General features: G+C 65.6%; 14 protein-coding genes. 7 read left to right on the forward strand and 7 right to left on the reverse strand.

Going from position 1 to position 14250, the window contains the following annotated elements:
• Positions 1-74 precede the first annotated feature (74 nt).
• Genes AC1DIM_RS01060 through AC1DIM_RS01085 form a run of 6 tightly spaced genes read left to right on the forward strand, consistent with a single transcriptional unit; the run spans position 75 to position 7074 of the window.
• Positions 75-1124 carry an aliphatic sulfonate ABC transporter substrate-binding protein gene (locus AC1DIM_RS01060; RefSeq protein ID WP_477708641.1) on the forward strand — a complete coding sequence of 350 codons (1050 nt, stop codon included), beginning with the start codon at positions 75-77 and terminating at the stop codon, positions 1122-1124.
• Entirely contained in the window at positions 1124-2026 is a 903-nt protein-coding gene (locus AC1DIM_RS01065; RefSeq protein ID WP_477708642.1) for an ABC transporter permease, read from the forward strand. The genes AC1DIM_RS01060 and AC1DIM_RS01065 overlap by 1 nt, the downstream gene beginning before the upstream one ends.
• Positions 2017-4017: an acetate--CoA ligase gene (acs, locus tag AC1DIM_RS01070; protein ID WP_477708741.1), complete on the forward strand. Its 2001-nt coding sequence runs from the start codon at positions 2017-2019 to the stop codon at positions 4015-4017. The genes AC1DIM_RS01065 and acs overlap by 10 nt, the downstream gene beginning before the upstream one ends.
• Positions 4014-5222: a dimethylsulfone monooxygenase SfnG gene (sfnG, locus tag AC1DIM_RS01075; protein ID WP_477708643.1), complete on the forward strand. Its 1209-nt coding sequence runs from the start codon at positions 4014-4016 to the stop codon at positions 5220-5222. Before acs ends, sfnG begins: the two co-directional genes overlap by 4 nt.
• Positions 5222-6583, forward strand: coding sequence for an O-acetylhomoserine aminocarboxypropyltransferase/cysteine synthase family protein (locus tag AC1DIM_RS01080; RefSeq protein ID WP_477708644.1), 1362 nt, complete (start codon positions 5222-5224; stop codon positions 6581-6583). Before sfnG ends, AC1DIM_RS01080 begins: the two co-directional genes overlap by 1 nt.
• The gene (locus AC1DIM_RS01085; RefSeq protein WP_477708645.1) at positions 6580-7074 is read left to right on the forward strand and encodes a CoA-binding protein; all 495 of its coding nucleotides are present in this window, start codon (positions 6580-6582) and stop codon (positions 7072-7074) included. The genes AC1DIM_RS01080 and AC1DIM_RS01085 overlap by 4 nt, the downstream gene beginning before the upstream one ends.
• A 12-nt stretch (positions 7075-7086) precedes the next feature.
• On the opposite strand, the gene AC1DIM_RS01090 is transcribed toward AC1DIM_RS01085, so the two are convergent.
• The 4 genes from AC1DIM_RS01090 to AC1DIM_RS01105 all read right to left on the reverse strand — a co-directional run bounded on the left by AC1DIM_RS01090 (position 7087) and on the right by AC1DIM_RS01105 (position 10719).
• Positions 7087-7986: a hypothetical protein gene (locus AC1DIM_RS01090; protein ID WP_477708646.1), complete on the reverse strand. Its 900-nt coding sequence runs from the start codon at positions 7984-7986 to the stop codon at positions 7087-7089.
• Positions 7983-8534: an RNA polymerase sigma factor gene (locus AC1DIM_RS01095; protein WP_477708647.1), complete on the reverse strand. Its 552-nt coding sequence runs from the start codon at positions 8532-8534 to the stop codon at positions 7983-7985. Before AC1DIM_RS01095 ends, AC1DIM_RS01090 begins: the two co-directional genes overlap by 4 nt.
• A 209-nt stretch (positions 8535-8743) precedes the next feature.
• Positions 8744-9085: a YegP family protein gene (locus tag AC1DIM_RS01100; protein ID WP_477708648.1), complete on the reverse strand. Its 342-nt coding sequence runs from the start codon at positions 9083-9085 to the stop codon at positions 8744-8746.
• A 344-nt stretch (positions 9086-9429) separates the two neighbouring features.
• Positions 9430-10719 carry an adenylosuccinate synthase gene (locus tag AC1DIM_RS01105; RefSeq protein ID WP_477708649.1) on the reverse strand — a complete coding sequence of 430 codons (1290 nt, stop codon included), beginning with the start codon at positions 10717-10719 and terminating at the stop codon, positions 9430-9432.
• Between the two features lie 409 nt (positions 10720-11128).
• Here AC1DIM_RS01105 and AC1DIM_RS01110 point away from each other — a divergent pair, with 409 nt between their 5' ends.
• A complete protein-coding gene (locus tag AC1DIM_RS01110; RefSeq protein ID WP_477708650.1) occupies positions 11129-11764 on the forward strand; it encodes a uracil-DNA glycosylase family protein in 636 nt (211 codons plus the stop codon).
• 88 nt (positions 11765-11852) lie between these two features.
• Here AC1DIM_RS01110 and AC1DIM_RS01115 read toward each other — a convergent pair whose 3' ends face one another.
• The 3 genes from AC1DIM_RS01115 to AC1DIM_RS01125 all read right to left on the reverse strand — a co-directional run bounded on the left by AC1DIM_RS01115 (position 11853) and on the right by AC1DIM_RS01125 (position 14126).
• A complete protein-coding gene (locus tag AC1DIM_RS01115) occupies positions 11853-12278 on the reverse strand; it encodes a DUF3151 domain-containing protein (RefSeq protein ID WP_477708651.1) in 426 nt (141 codons plus the stop codon).
• 1 nt (position 12279) lies between these two features.
• Positions 12280-13299, reverse strand: a complete 1020-nt coding sequence (fbaA, locus tag AC1DIM_RS01120) for a class II fructose-bisphosphate aldolase (protein WP_477708652.1) — start codon at positions 13297-13299, stop codon at positions 12280-12282.
• A gap of 149 nt (positions 13300-13448) precedes the next feature.
• Positions 13449-14126: a TrmH family RNA methyltransferase gene (locus tag AC1DIM_RS01125; RefSeq protein ID WP_477708653.1), complete on the reverse strand. Its 678-nt coding sequence runs from the start codon at positions 14124-14126 to the stop codon at positions 13449-13451.
• Between the last annotated feature and the right edge of the window lie 124 nt (positions 14127-14250).

Raw genomic sequence — 14250 nt, forward strand, 5'->3', positions numbered from 1 at the left:
AAGCTCCGCCGTCGGGCGCCCACCCAATACGGCCGGACTTTCGTTGCTCCGCATCACCAGCGCAAAGGAAAATAATGCAGCACGCACGCCCCCTCACCCGCCGTTCCCTCCTCGGGGCGGCCGCCGTGGCAGCGGTCTCTGCCTTGGCGCTGACCGGCTGCGTTGCCGGTGAGGGCTCCTCCGGCCAGGCGGCGGCCGCGGGCAGCACCTCCGGCGGCACGCTGAACATCGACTTCGCCACCTACAACCCGCTCAGCCTGGTCATCAAGGACCAGGGCTGGCTGGAAGCGTCCCTTAAGGACCAGGGCGTCAGCGTCAAATGGGTCCAGTCCGCCGGTTCGAACAAGGCCAACGAAGCACTGCGCGCCGGCGCCATCGACGTCGGGTCAACTGCAGGTTCCGCGGCCCTCCTGGCCCGCTCCAACGGTTCGCCCATCAAGACCATCAGCATCTTCTCCCAGCCGGAATGGGCCGCGCTGGTTGCGCCCGCCGGTTCGGCCATCACGTCCGTGGCAGACCTCAAGGGCAAATCCGTGGCCGCTACCAAGGGCACCGACCCCTACTTCTTCCTCCTGCAGGCCCTCGAACAGGCCGGACTGAAGCCTGGCGACGTCACGGTCCAGAACCTGCAGCACGCCGATGGCCGCACCGCTCTGGAGAACGGCTCCGTACAGGCATGGTCGGGGCTGGACCCGATCATGGCCGGCGCTGAGCAGAAGGGCGCCAAGCTGTTCTACCGGAACCTGGATTTCAACACTTACGGTTTCCTCAACGCCACGGAATCCTTCCTGAAGGAAAAGCCGGAGCTGGCCCAGGCCGTTGTGAATGCCTACGAAAAGGCCCGCCCCTGGGCCGCCGCCAACCCGGACCAGACAGCCCAGATCCTGGCCAATGTTGCCGGCCTGGACCTGGCCGTGGCCAAGACAGTGGTGCTGGAACGCAGCAACCTGAACGTAGACGCCGCGCCCGGTGAGGCGCAGCGCAAAGTATTGGAGAAGATCGGTCCCACCTTCGTGGAAACCGGCGACGTCAAGACCCAGCAGCAGATCAACGACGCCGTGGCCACCCTTCTCGACGACTCGCTGGTGAAGAAGGCTGATCCGTCAGCCATTAGGGGCTCCTGATGAGCAATCTCGGAAGCCCCTATCTGACCGGCAACAGTGTTGCGGATGAGCGCGCTGCAGCCGCTACCGCAGCAACGGCAGACGCCGCCCAGACGGGGGCCGTTCCGGCGCCCGCTCCGGCAACGGGATGGTCTCCCGCCGGAGTCCGGTCACGGAACTGGGCGCGTCTGCCCCTTGGCCTGATCATCCCGGCACTCCTGCTGGCAGCCTGGCAGGTAGCCTCCTCCACCGGCCTGTTCAGCGTGGTGCAGCTCCCTCCCCCGGCGTTGGTGCTGGGCGCGGCGGGCGAGCTGCTGGCCCGCGGCGAGCTGGGCACCCACATCGCCATTTCCACGCAGCGGGTGGTGATCGGGTTCCTGATCGGCGCAGCCCTGGGCCTGATTCTGGGCGCCACCGTGGGCCTGTCGAAGATTGCCGACGCCCTGCTCGCGCCGACCATCGGCGCCCTGCGGGCCGTGCCCTCGCTGGCTTGGGTGCCGCTGCTGATCCTCTGGCTGAAGATCGGCGAGGACTCCAAGGTCACCCTGATCATCATCGGCGCCTTTTTCCCGGTGTTCACCACGGTGTCCCTGGCCCTGCGCCACGTGGACCGCAACCTGGTGGAAGCAGCCCGGGCATTCGGGCTCAAAGGGGTCCGGCTCCTGACCACCGTGCAGTTGCCGGCCGTGGTTCCGGCGGTGTTCTCCGGCCTGCGCCTGGCATTGGCACAGGCCTGGCTGTTCCTGGTGGCCGCGGAACTGATTGCCTCGTCCATGGGGCTCGGCTTCCTGCTGACTGACTCACAAAACAACGGCCGCACGGACAGGCTCTTCCTGGCCATTGTGCTGCTGGCCGTGATCGGAAAACTGACGGACGCCCTCCTGGGCCTGGCAGAGAAATGGGCGGTAAAACGATGGGCCTGAGCACCCTTGAAGCAACACAAACCACGAAGGCCACGCACCCCGGCACCGAGGCCGAGCGCATCGCGTTCTGGGAGGACGCTGCCCGGCGCCTCGAATGGGCCGAGCCGTGGCACACAGCCCACACCTTCGAGAAGGCAGTGCGCCTCAGCGGCCCGGACGTTCCCGCCGAGGACGCGGAGTACTCCGTGCCGCGCATCGAGTGGTTCGCCGGCGGCCACCTGAACGTGGCCTACAACTGCGTGGACCGCCATGTGAAGGCCGGCCGCGGCGACAAGGTGGCCCTCTACTTTGAGGGCGAGCCGGGCGATCGCCGCGCCATCACGTACGCCGAACTGCAGCGGGAAGTGTCCAAGGCAGCCAACGCACTCCTGGACCTTGGCATCACCAAGGGTGACCGAGTGGTCATCTACCTGCCGGTCATTCCCGAAACCATCATCATCACCCTTGCCGTGGCACGGATCGGTGCCGTCCACTCCCTGGTGTTCGGCGGCTTCTCCGCCGAGGCGCTGAAATTCCGCGTGGAGGATACCCAGGCCAAGCTGCTCGTGACCACCGACGGCCAGTTCCGCCGCGGCGTCGCCGTGCCCGTCAAGGACAACGCTGACGCCGCCGTCGCCGGAGACAACGCCATCGAGCACGTCCTGGTGGTCAACCGCACCACCGCCGCCGAGGACCTGGGCAGCGTCCCCATGACTGAAGGCCGCGACGTCTGGTGGCATGACGCCGTCGGGAGCGCCCCGGACGTCCATGCACCTGAAGCGTTCGACGCTGAGACGCCCCTGTTCATCATGTACACCTCCGGGACCACCGGTAAGCCCAAGGGCCTGGTCCACACGTCCGGCGGGTACCTGACCCAGGCGTCCTGGAGCTACGAGCACCTGTTCAGCAACCCGGATCCGGCCCTGCGCGATGCGGATGTGCACTGGTGCACCGCGGACCTGGCCTGGGTCACCGCGCACACCTACGAGATCTACGGGCCGCTCTCCAACGGCGTCACCCAGGTGATCTTCGAAGGTACCCCGAACACCCCGCACCCGGGCCGGCACTTCGAGATCATCGAACGCTACGGCGTCACGCAGTACTACACGGCGCCCACCCTGGTCCGCTCCCTCATGGGCTGGTTCCCGGACGGCGTGCCGGACACCTACAACCTCTCCTCCATCCGCATGCTCGGCACCGTGGGCGAGGCCGTCAACCCCGAAGCGTGGCGCTGGCTGCGGCAGAACGTGGGCGCCGGCACCGCCCCCGTGGTGGACACCTGGTGGCAGTCCGAGACCGGGGCCACCATCCTCTCCCCCGCCCCCACGGATACCGAGTTCAAGCCCGGCTGCGCGGCCCGTCCGCTGCCGGGGGTCAGTACCAGGATCGTGGACGACGCCGGCAATACAGTTCCGCCGGGCGTCCAGGGATTCATTGTGGTTGACGCTTTTGGGCCGTCCATCGCGCGGACCGTCTGGGGCAACCCCCAGCGCTACCTGGACTCCTACTGGCGGCAGTACGCCGAACAGGGCTGGTTCCTGGCCGGCGACGGCGCCAAATACGACGCCGACGGCGACATTTGGATTTTGGGGCGCGTGGACGACACCCTGAATGTGTCGGGCCACCTGCTGTCCACCATCGAGATCGAGTCCGCGCTCGTGTCCCACCCGGACGTGGTGGAGGCCGGTGTCTGTCCGGTCGCTGACGCCAAAACCGGGCACGCAATTGTGGCGTTTGTTGTCCTTAAGTCTTCGACGGTGACGTCGGGGTCAACCGCCGAGGAGCTCCGCAACCACGTCGCGAAGGCGATCGGCCCGATCGCCAAGCCGCGCGACGTCGTTGTGGTTCCCGATGTCCCCAAAACCCGCAGCGGCAAGATCATGCGCCGGCTGCTGACCCAACTCTTTGAGGGGACCGCCCTGGGCGACACCACCTCACTCCAGAACGAGCCGGCGATATCCGGAATCCAGGATGTCCTGCGCGAGCGGACCCTAGCAAAGGAAAATTCATGAATGACATCAGCAACGTTGCCCGTCTTTCCGAGCCGCTCAAGTTCGCATACTGGGTGCCGAACGTTTCCGGCGGCCTGGTGGTTTCCACCATCGAACAGCGGACCAGCTGGGACTTCGCCTACAACAAAAAGCTGGCGCAGATCGCCGAGAACTCCGGTTTCGAGTACGCCTTGACGCAGACCCGCTACGCCGCCTCCTATGGTGCGGACAAGCAGCACGAGGCAACCTCGTTCAGCCTGGCCCTGCTGGGAGCCACCGAGCGGCTCAAAGTCATCGCCGCCGTCCACCCCGGCATGTGGCACCCCGGCGTTTTGGCCAAATACATCATCACCGCGGACCACATCTCCAACGGCCGTGCCGCCGTCAACATCGTCTCCGGCTGGCTCAAGAACGAGTTCACCAACTTCGGCCTTGAGTGGCTGGAGCACGACGAACGCTACGTCCGCACCGAGGAGTTCATCAAGGTCCTGCGCGGGCTGTGGACCGAGCAGGAGTACAGCCAGTCCGGCAAGTACTACAACATCACCGACTTCACGCTGAACCCGGCCCCGGTTGACGTTCCGGGCCGCGCACACCCGGAGATCTTTTTCGGCGGCAACTCCACTGCAGCCCAGGCCACTGCCGGCCGGGTGGCTGACTGGTACTTCTCCAACGGCAAGGACCTGGAGGGCTTCAAGGAGAACATCGCCGGTGTGGTTGCCGCTTCGGATGAGACCAAGCGCGGCACCGAGGGCCGGCTCGCGGCACCCCGCTTCGGCCTGAACGGCTTCGTCATCGCCCGCGATTCCGAGAAGGAAGCCCGCGACACCCTCCGCGAGATCGTGGAGAAGGCGCACAAGCCCGCAGTCCAGGGCTTCCGCGACGCCGTGCAGGAAGCCGGCGCGTCCACCAAGGACGGCAAGGGCATGTGGGCCGACTCCTCCTTCGAGGACCTGGTCCAGTACAACGACGGCTTCAAGACCCAGCTGATCGGCACCCCGGAACAGATTGCCGAGCGGATCGTTGAATACAAGAAGATCGGCGTGAACCTGTTCCTCACCGGTTACCTGCACTTCCAGGAGGAGGTGGCGGCGTTCGGCCAGGACATCCTGCCGATCGTCCGCGAACTCGAGGCCGACCTTGCCCGCAAGAACGGCACCGAACTTGACCTCTCCGGTACCCCGGCGGCTTCGGCTGCCGCAACGTCCGGGCTGGTGAACGCGTAATGTCTGACCGCACCTTCGGTTTCCGCACCCGCGCTCTGCACGCCGGCGGCACGCCCGACGCCGAGCACGGCGCCCGCGCGGTGCCCATCTACCAGACCACGTCCTTCGTGTTCAAGGACACCCAGGACGCTGCCAACCTGTTCGCGCTGCAGAAGTACGGCAACATCTACTCCCGCATCGGCAACCCCACCGTGGCCGCGTTCGAAGAGCGCATCGCCTCTCTCGAAGGCGGCATCGGCGCGGTGGCAACGTCCTCCGGCATGGCCGCGGAGTTCATCACCTTCGCCGCGCTGACCCAGTCCGGTGATCACATTGTGGCCGCGTCCCAGCTGTACGGCGGAACCGTCACCCAGCTTGATGTGACGCTGCGCCGCTTCGGCGTGGACACCACGTTCGTCCCCGGCACCGACCCCGCGGACTACGCCGCGGCGGTCCAGGAAAACACCAAGGCGATCTTCGTCGAGGTGGTGGCCAACCCGTCGTCGGAAGTCCAGGACCTGGAGGGGCTGGCAAAGGTAGCGCACGACGCCGGCATCCCCCTCGTCGTCGACGCCACCTTGAGCACGCCGTACCTTGTGCGGCCCATCGAGCACGGCGCCGACATCGTGATCCACTCCGCCACCAAGTTCCTCGGCGGGCACGGCACCACCTTGGGCGGTGTCATCGTCGAGAGCGGCCGGTTCAACTGGGGCAACGGCAAGTTCCCCACGATGACCGAGCCCGTGGCCTCGTACGGCAACGTCTCCTGGTGGGGCAACTTCGGCGAGTACGGCTTCCTGACCAAGCTGCGCTGCGAGCAGCTGCGCGACATCGGCCCGGCACTGTCGCCGCTCTCGGCCTTCCAGCTGCTGCAGGGCGTGGAAACCCTGCCGCAGCGACTGGACGAGCACCTCAAGAACGCGCAGGCCGTGGCCGAATGGCTCGAGGCCGATCCCCGCGTGGCGTACGTCAACTTCTCCGGGCTTCCCTCGCACCCGCATTTCGAACGCGCGAAGAAGTACCTGCCGCTGGGCCCCGGCTCGGTGTTCTCCTTCGGCGTGAAGGGCGGCCGCGCGGCCGGGCAGAAGTTCATCGAATCCCTGCAGCTGGCCTCGCACCTGGCCAACGTGGGAGATTCCCGCACCCTGGTGATCCACCCGGGTTCCACCACGCACCAGCAGCTGAATCCGGCCCAGCTGGAGTCCGCGGGTGTTCCCGAGGACCTGGTCCGTATCTCCGTTGGCCTGGAGGACATCGACGATATCCTGTGGGACCTTGACCAGGCCTTGACTGAGGCCTCGGCAGCCGTGGGTTCGGTTGACGCAACCACTGAAGACTTCACCCTCGAAGCCGATTCCTGCACGATCGGAGCACGCGCATGAGCATCGAAACCCGCACCTGGGAAGGCCCGTCCGCACCTGAACGCCTGAACCTGCTGCGCTCAGCCAAGTCGATTGCGATCGTCGGCGCCTCGGATAAGCCGTCACGCGCCAGCTACTTCGTGGCCACGTACCTGCAGTCGTCCACGCGGTACAAGGTGTACTTCGTGAATCCCGTGGTCAAGGAGATCCTGGGTGAGCCCACGTATGCCTCGCTTGCCGATCTTCCCGAAAGCCCGGACATCGTGGACGTCTTCCGGAAGCACGATGACCTCCCCGGCGTCCTGGACGAAGCAATCGCTGCCGGCGCCAGGACCCTCTGGCTGCAGCTGGGCTCCTGGCATGAAGCCGTGGCCGCAGACGCCGAAGCCGCCGGGCTCACCGTGGTGATGGATCGCTGCGTGAAGATCGAACACGCCCGGTTCCACGGCGGCCTGCACCTCGCCGGCTTCGACACCGGCGTGATCTCCTCCCGCCGGCAGCTCCTGTCCTAAGCGGAGTTGCCGTTAGCGGTTGAACTTCTTCAGCCAGATGGAACCGGGGCCGGCATCGCTGGCCCCGGTTTTTTCGTTCGGTGACGGGTCGAGGAGGGCTGAGGCCAGATTCCCTACGACGGCGGGTGCTTCGGTCACGAGCTTCCCGGTTCCTTCGAGCACATCAACCGCGGCCCCGCCTGCGCCACGTTGGGGAGCTTCCCGGGCGGTCTTGTCCTGCGGGGTACCAGCACCGGTGGCGCCTGCCGCGTTCCGTGATTCGCCGCCGCCGGCCGCAGCATTACCGGCACCTGGGTTTCCTGTGGCAGCGTTGCCGGCCCCGGGGTTGCCTGCACCCCGGTTCGCCAATCCTTGGCTGTTGTTCCTCCCGGCAGAGCCCGGTTCAGGGCTCCCTGGCACCTCGGACTCAGGCGCCGCCGGTCCGTGCCCGGCAGAGCCGCGACCGGCAGGTTCCACATCCGTCCTTCCCGGATCAGCAGGCGCCGGCTCGTCCCCGGCGACAGGCTGCAGGGCGGGTTCCCCGGGCAGGTGGGCTGCGGCAGCGCTGGCGGCTTGGGTCCCCGCGATGGTCCAGGAAGGAACCCAGTCCTGCAACATGTGCTGGATGGAAGGGCTGACATGAAGTTTCGGCGAAGAGGCGGTGGCTGCCACACCAGAGACCCCCAGCCCCATTCCAGCAATGACGGCAACGCCCACCGCAGCAGCCCGGTGCCTGCGGCGCAACCGGTGCCGGCCAAGCTGGGTGGTATGCGCTGAGAGGAGAGCCGCCAGCTCCGGGCGGGGCTCAGGGACCGGCAGGAACGCGAAGGCGCCCAGCGAGAGCAAAGCGGTGCGAAGCGCCGGGTCGGTTTCGCCGGCGTCGAGCAGCATGCCGTCCACGGTGCTCCGCAGCTGGCTGGTGTTGGCCGTCATTGTGCCACATACTCCTTCACTGCGGACTGTTCGCGCAGCCGGATCAAGGCGCGCCGCTGCAGTTGTTTCACGGCGCCGCTGCTCTTTCCCATGACCTCCGCGGACTGTTCGATGGTCAGGCCTGCCACCAGGCGCAGTGTGAGGACCTCACGCTGCTCGTCGGGGAGGACCATGAGGAGGTCCTGTACTTCGTCAGGGGAGATACGCTCCATGACTTCATCTTCGGCTGATGATTCCTCGCGCCCGTCCAGGTCAGGTTCGAACGGCAGCTCAACGGGTGTGCGGCGCCGGCGCCGGTGGTCGTCCACCATCCGTGCGTGGGCCACCGAGAAGACAAAGGTCCGCAGCCCGGCCACGCCACCGGTGACCGTTTCCAGCCGCGGCAGGACGGCGAGGAACACTTCCTGCATAACGGCCTCCGGATCTTCTACCCCGCGGGCTGTGAGGTAGCCCAGGACCTGTGCTGCGTAGTTTCGGTACACGATGCTGAAAAGCTCCGGTTCCCGGGCGCGCGCACGCAAAGCATCGTCTGTCAGCGCATCGATCACGGACGTAGTGCCTTCGTTGGGGGAGGGTGACCCGCTAACTCTACCCTCCGGTAATCACGCGGCCCCGGAGCAGTGCGCGCCTCGGTGAGGAACAAAAGAGCCAGTCTGAAACCTGATGGGGGACAAGTTTCAGACCGGCGCTTCATAGGGGTAATCGTTCCGGGACTGCAAAGGGTTACGCGCTGTCACAAAAAACTTTGGAAAGCTGGCTAGACACTGCTGCGCACCGCATTGAAGTGGGCAAAAGCGCGGACCCGGCTGACAGGCACCTGCTGCCTGTCACATGCAGACTTTGCTGCCGCAGAGGGTACCGTCACGGACCGGGCCGGAGCAGGTGCAGATGCGGCGGTGCGCTGGTCATGATGGGCAGCGGCGGAAAGATCGGTAACCAGCCCGGTTCCGGCGCATTCGCGGACCGCGGCGATTCCTGCTGCGACTGCGGGCTTGTCCGCGAAAGCCCCGGAGACGGCCATCACGGTGCCGTCGGGCGACTTGAGCCTGAACCTGAAGAGCGAATCCGAGTCGAGAAATACCTCAAAAATCCCAGCCATAACAAATTCCTTCCGGGTCGGCGGAGGTCACCCCAAGTGGCTTCGTTGTCACAAGGCATGCCCGGACGCGTCTTTGCGCCATCACTCCGCGGGTCTGGTCGAACGATCTGTTGATCAGTTCACCTTATGTTAAAAGTCTCCCGGCCGCCCCTGCTGCCTCACAAGGCCAGCGGCGTTAACCCTGTGTAAATTGCGTCCATCCACTCCGCCCAACCACGGCCTACCCGCGCAAAACGGCGGCGGGCCACCCCCAAGGGTGACCCGCCGCCGTCGAAAGTTCCTCCCCGCTACCTCCCCAATCTCGCAAGCTCGATTGGGGCCCCTCGGTAGCTTGGGCCCACATGTTAGTCGTTGATGAGGTCGTGGACCACGATTGTCTGGTCCCGGTCCGGGCCAACTCCGATGGCGGAGAAACGGGTACCGGAGAGCTTCTCGAGGGCCAGCACGTAGTTGCGGGCATTCTCCGGGAGGTCCTCCAGGGTGCGGGCACCGGTGATGTCCTCGGTCCAGCCGTCGAAGTACTCGAAGATGGGCACAGCGTGGTGGAACTCGGTCTGCGTCATGGGCATTTCGTCGTGGCGAACACCGTCCACGTCGTAGGCGACGCAGACCGGGATCTGCTCGATGCCCGTGAGCACATCCAGCTTGGTGACGAAGTAGTCAGTGAAGCCATTGACGCGGGAAGCATGGCGAGCCAACACGGCGTCATACCAGCCGCAGCGGCGCGGCCGGCCGGTGTTCACGCCGAACTCGCCGCCGGTCTTCTGCAGGTACAGCCCCATCTCGTCGAAGAGTTCCGTGGGGAACGGGCCGGCGCCTACGCGGGTGGTGTAGGCCTTGATGATGCCGATGGAGCGCGAGATGCGGGTGGGGCCGATGCCCGAGCCAACTGAAGCGCCGCCGGCCGTCGGATTGGAGGACGTGACGAAGGGGTAGGTGCCGTGGTCCACGTCCAGGAATGTTGCCTGGCCGCCTTCCATGAGAACCACCTTGCCCTCGTCCAGGGCGTTGTTGAGGACCAGCGTGCTGTCGATCATCAGCGGGCGCAGGCGGTCGGCGAAGGAGAGGAAATAGCTGACGATCTCCTCCACCACAACGCTGCGGCGGTTGTAGACCTTGACCAGGAGTTCGTTCTTCTGGCGCAGTGAGCCTTCCACCTTCTGGCGGAGGATGGATTCGTCGAAGACGTCCTGGACGCGGATGCCCAGGCGGGCCACCTTGTCCATGTAGGCCGGTCCGATGCCGCGGCCGGTGGTACCGATGGCCCGGCTGCCGAGGAAGCGCTCGGTCACCTTGTCAAGCACCTGGTGGTAGGGCGCAACCAGGTGGGCGTTGGCGGACACACGGAGCTTGGACGTGTCCGCGCCCCGGGCCTCCAGGCCGTCAATTTCCTGGAAGAGCGCCTCAAGGTTCACCACGCAGCCGTTGCCGATGACAGGAACCGCGTTGGGGCTCAGGATGCCGGCAGGAAGGAGCTTGAGCTCATACTTCTCACCGCCTACGACGACGGTGTGCCCGGCGTTGTTGCCGCCGTTCGGCTTGACCACATAATCAACACGGCCGCCCAGAAGGTCGGTTGCCTTGCCTTTTCCTTCGTCGCCCCACTGGGCTCCTACGATCACGATTGCTGGCATGGGATCCTCCCCCATTCTTTCGGGCCAGGCCGCGATGGCTCAGCGCCGTACATGAGAATGCCCCGAATGTTCAGGTGCTGTCCGCCGGTAGGCGAAGATAACGCAAGAGTTCCGGGGCCCTTACCACCCAAGTTTAGCCGATCACAGCCTTTGTCCACCCCTGAAGCCCGGCAGGCCAGAGGTGCCCTGGCCGAAAGCAGCGTCCTGAACGGTTGAGACTTTGCCGGACCGTCGCCAAATGTTTGCCGGCGACGGCCCGGCGTTTCGTTTTGCGGAGCTTGATAGACTGATATAGATCGACTAGGAATCGGTCCACACCACATTTCAAACCATCCCGGATTTGCTGCGCCCTACTGCGCCCATTTCCGGGGTGGCGCAGCACCGAGCCCCGCAGGAGACTTTGCACTATATGACAGCCCTGGCCCCCGAATCTTTCCGTGAACAGCTCATGAGCCGCCGTTACGAGCCCAACGTTGCCGCGGTGAACGAGTTGTGCGATTCCCTGCAGAGCGTCAAGCCCCACACCGAAGTTCCCTACGTCGACCCCATGCACGACGTTGACGAATGCCGCATCATCAGCCTCTACTCCAACATCGGTGAGGCCGACCCGTCCGGTTTCATCACGGCAGGCGACGATGACGCCGCTACCCGGATGCTCGGCATCCAGTGGAAGCTGGGACTGCGCCCGGAGTTCGTGATGCCGTGGAACGTCCACCCGTGGCACACACCCGGCGAGGTCAACGGCAAGTTCACCCCGGACCAGATTTCCTCCGGCCTGAAGCCCCTGCTCAAGTTCCTGGCCCTGGTCCCCCGCGCCTCGGTGATCGTGGCACACGGCACCGAAGCCAACCGCCTCGCCAACCTGCTGCTGAAGACCGAGGTGCCCATGATCTGGCGCCGCGGCCTGAAGACCTACAAGGTCCGTTCCCTCAGCGGCCGCGCGTTCGCCGGAACCCCCGCCCGCCAGGAGCAGTACCTCGAGGACATGCGCGTCGCCTACGCTGACGCCATGGCCCGCACCGGCTTGGCGAAGGCTTCCAGCTAGTACCGCTGCAAGACGTACGACGGCGGGCGGTTACCTTTTTCTGAAAGGTAACCGCCCGCCGTCGCACTTTAACCAACAACGCTTTGTTCTAGGCGCCGGCTTCGATGGCTGCCTTCGCGGCCGGGTCCGAGTCGTTCAGGAACTTCTCGATGCGCTCAGGCTCCTCGGCCTCACCGATGGCGGCAGAAGCGCGGCCCAGTGAGTAAAGCGCCCGCAGGAACCCGCGGTTGGGTTCGTGCTCCCAGGGGATGGGGCCAACGCCGCGCCAGCCGTTGCGGCGCAGCGAGTCCAGGCCGCGGTGGTACCCCACGCGGGAGTAGGCGTAGGAATCGATGGTGCGGCCCTCGGCCCACGCCTCCTCCGCCAGGACGGCCCACAACAGCGACGACGTGGGGTGCTTCTCCACCAGGTCCAGGGCTTCTGCGCCCGCGTCCAGCTGCTGGTAGACGTCCGTCTCGGCAGGCAGGAGCGTGGGCTCCGGGCCCATCAGGTTCTTGCGGAACTCGTCGGACATACTAGAACGTCTTTCCGGCGGAACCGAGCTGCTTGGTTGCCTCCACGACGCGGGCGGACAGGCCTGCCTCGGCGGAGGCGCCCCAGACGCGCGGATCGTAGAGTTTCTTGTTGCCCACCTCGCCGTCCACCTTCAGCACACCGTCGTAGTTCTTGAACATATGGTCCACGACGGGACGCGTGTAGGCGTACTGGGTGTCGGTGTCGATGTTCATCTTGATCACACCGTAGGAGACCGCGTCGGCGATTTCCTGGTCGGAGGAGCCTGAACCGCCGTGGAACACGAGGTCGAACGGGCTGTTCTTGCCGAGCTTGGCACCCACCTGGGCCTGGATGTCCTTAAGGATCTCCGGACGAAGCTTCACACCGCCGGGCTTGTACACGCCATGCACGTTACCGAAGGTCAGGGCCGTGATGTAGCGGCCGTTCTCGCCGGCGCCGAGGGCTTCGATGGTGGCCAGGGCGTCCTCGACCGTGGTGTACAGCTTGTCGTTGATGGCGTTTTCCACGCCGTCTTCCTCGCCGCCCACAATGCCGATTTCAACTTCGAGGATCATCTTCGCGGCGGCGGTACGCTCCAGCAGTTCGCGCGCGGTGCTCAGGTTCTCGTTGAGCGGCTCGTGCGAGCCGTCCCACATGTGCGAGTTGAAGATCGGGTTGCGGCCGGCCTTGACCTCAGCCTCCGAGGCTGCCAGCAGCGGCAGGACAAAGCCGTCCAGCTTGTCCTTGGGGCAATGGTCGGTGTGGAGGGCGATGTTGACGTTGTACTTCTTGGCAACTTCGCGGGCGAACGCGGCAAAGCCGAGCGAACCGGCCACCATGTCCTTGGTGACAGCGCCGGACCAGTAAGCGGCACCGCCGGTGGAAACCTGGACGATGCCATCGGACTCAGCCTCGGCGAAGCCGCGCAATGCGGCGTTCAGGGTCTGCGAGGAGGTGACGTTGACGGCCGGGAATGCATAGCCGCCGGCCTTGGCACGGTCGATCATCTCGGAGTAGATCTCTGGGGTTGCAATGGGCATGCTGACTCCTATGCTGAGTTTTCGTCTATGGGTTCTGACCCTGGAGTAGACCTCTTACGGCTAGCCACCATCCTAGCCATTTCTCTGCAGAGGACAGTGTTTCGGGTCACCCGGGCCGGTAACACTCCCGCAGGGCGGGGGCGGACGGGCTAGGACACCGTCTGGTTGAACACGTGCCGGCGGATCCAGGCGTGCATGGCGATGGCCGCCGCGGAGGCAGCGTTGATGGAGCGGGTGGAGCCGAACTGCTCGATCGACAGGGTGGCCAGCGCAGCATCGTGGACTTCCGGCGTCAGCCCCGGGCCCTCCTGCCCGAACACCAGCACGCAGTCCCGAGGCAGCTCGTAGGTCTCCAACGGCACGGAGTCCGGGAAGATGTCGACGCCGATGATGGCCAGCCCCTCCCCCTGCGCCCATGCCACGAAATCCGCCACGGTGGGGTGGTGGCGGACGTGCTGGTAGCGGTCGGTGACCATGGCCCCGCGGCGGTTCCACCGGCGTCGTCCGATGATGTGGACTTCCTTGGCGAGGAACGCGTTGGCGGTGCGCACCACGGTGCCGATGTTGAGGTCGTGCTGCCAGTTTTCGATGGCGATGTGGAAGTTGTGCCGTTTGGAGTCGAGGTCCGCCACGATCGCGTCGTGCTTCCAGTACCGGTACTGGTCCACTACGTTGCGCCGGTCCCCGTCCGCCAGCAGCTCAGGATCCCAATGTTCCCCCTCGGGCAGCTCGCCTTCCCAGGGTCCGACGCCGACCTCCGGCTTAGGCTCGGATTCCTCCCCAGTCGGTGGCACGGGCAGCGGCGGCGTTTGGGGGTGGTCAGTCACCCTCCAACTCTAGCCGGGGTAAGCCTCCCAGCTTCCAGCGGTTGGCGCGGTGGGAGTTGGTGCCGCCCGCTGTTTTTCGTCCCCAGCGTGTCCCGGGTCCAAAGAATGACAGACTGGACCAGGA

The sequence above is a fragment of the Pseudarthrobacter sp. 01T43 genome (genome assembly GCF_056398665.1).

Coding starts and splice junctions, on each gene's coding strand:
- AC1DIM_RS01060 (WP_477708641.1), top strand. CDS start 75: ATGCAGCACGCACGCCCCCTCACCCGCCGTTCCCTCCTCGGGGCGGCC.
- AC1DIM_RS01065 (WP_477708642.1), top strand. CDS start 1,124: ATGAGCAATCTCGGAAGCCCCTATCTGACCGGCAACAGTGTTGCGGAT.
- acs (WP_477708741.1), top strand. CDS start 2,017: ATGGGCCTGAGCACCCTTGAAGCAACACAAACCACGAAGGCCACGCAC.
- sfnG (WP_477708643.1), top strand. CDS start 4,014: ATGAATGACATCAGCAACGTTGCCCGTCTTTCCGAGCCGCTCAAGTTC.
- AC1DIM_RS01080 (WP_477708644.1), top strand. CDS start 5,222: ATGTCTGACCGCACCTTCGGTTTCCGCACCCGCGCTCTGCACGCCGGC.
- AC1DIM_RS01085 (WP_477708645.1), top strand. CDS start 6,580: ATGAGCATCGAAACCCGCACCTGGGAAGGCCCGTCCGCACCTGAACGC.
- AC1DIM_RS01090 (WP_477708646.1), bottom strand. CDS start 7,986: ATGACGGCCAACACCAGCCAGCTGCGGAGCACCGTGGACGGCATGCTG.
- AC1DIM_RS01100 (WP_477708648.1), bottom strand. CDS start 9,085: ATGGCTGGGATTTTTGAGGTATTTCTCGACTCGGATTCGCTCTTCAGG.
- AC1DIM_RS01105 (WP_477708649.1), bottom strand. CDS start 10,719: ATGCCAGCAATCGTGATCGTAGGAGCCCAGTGGGGCGACGAAGGAAAA.
- AC1DIM_RS01110 (WP_477708650.1), top strand. CDS start 11,129: ATGACAGCCCTGGCCCCCGAATCTTTCCGTGAACAGCTCATGAGCCGC.
- AC1DIM_RS01115 (WP_477708651.1), bottom strand. CDS start 12,278: ATGTCCGACGAGTTCCGCAAGAACCTGATGGGCCCGGAGCCCACGCTC.
- fbaA (WP_477708652.1), bottom strand. CDS start 13,299: ATGCCCATTGCAACCCCAGAGATCTACTCCGAGATGATCGACCGTGCC.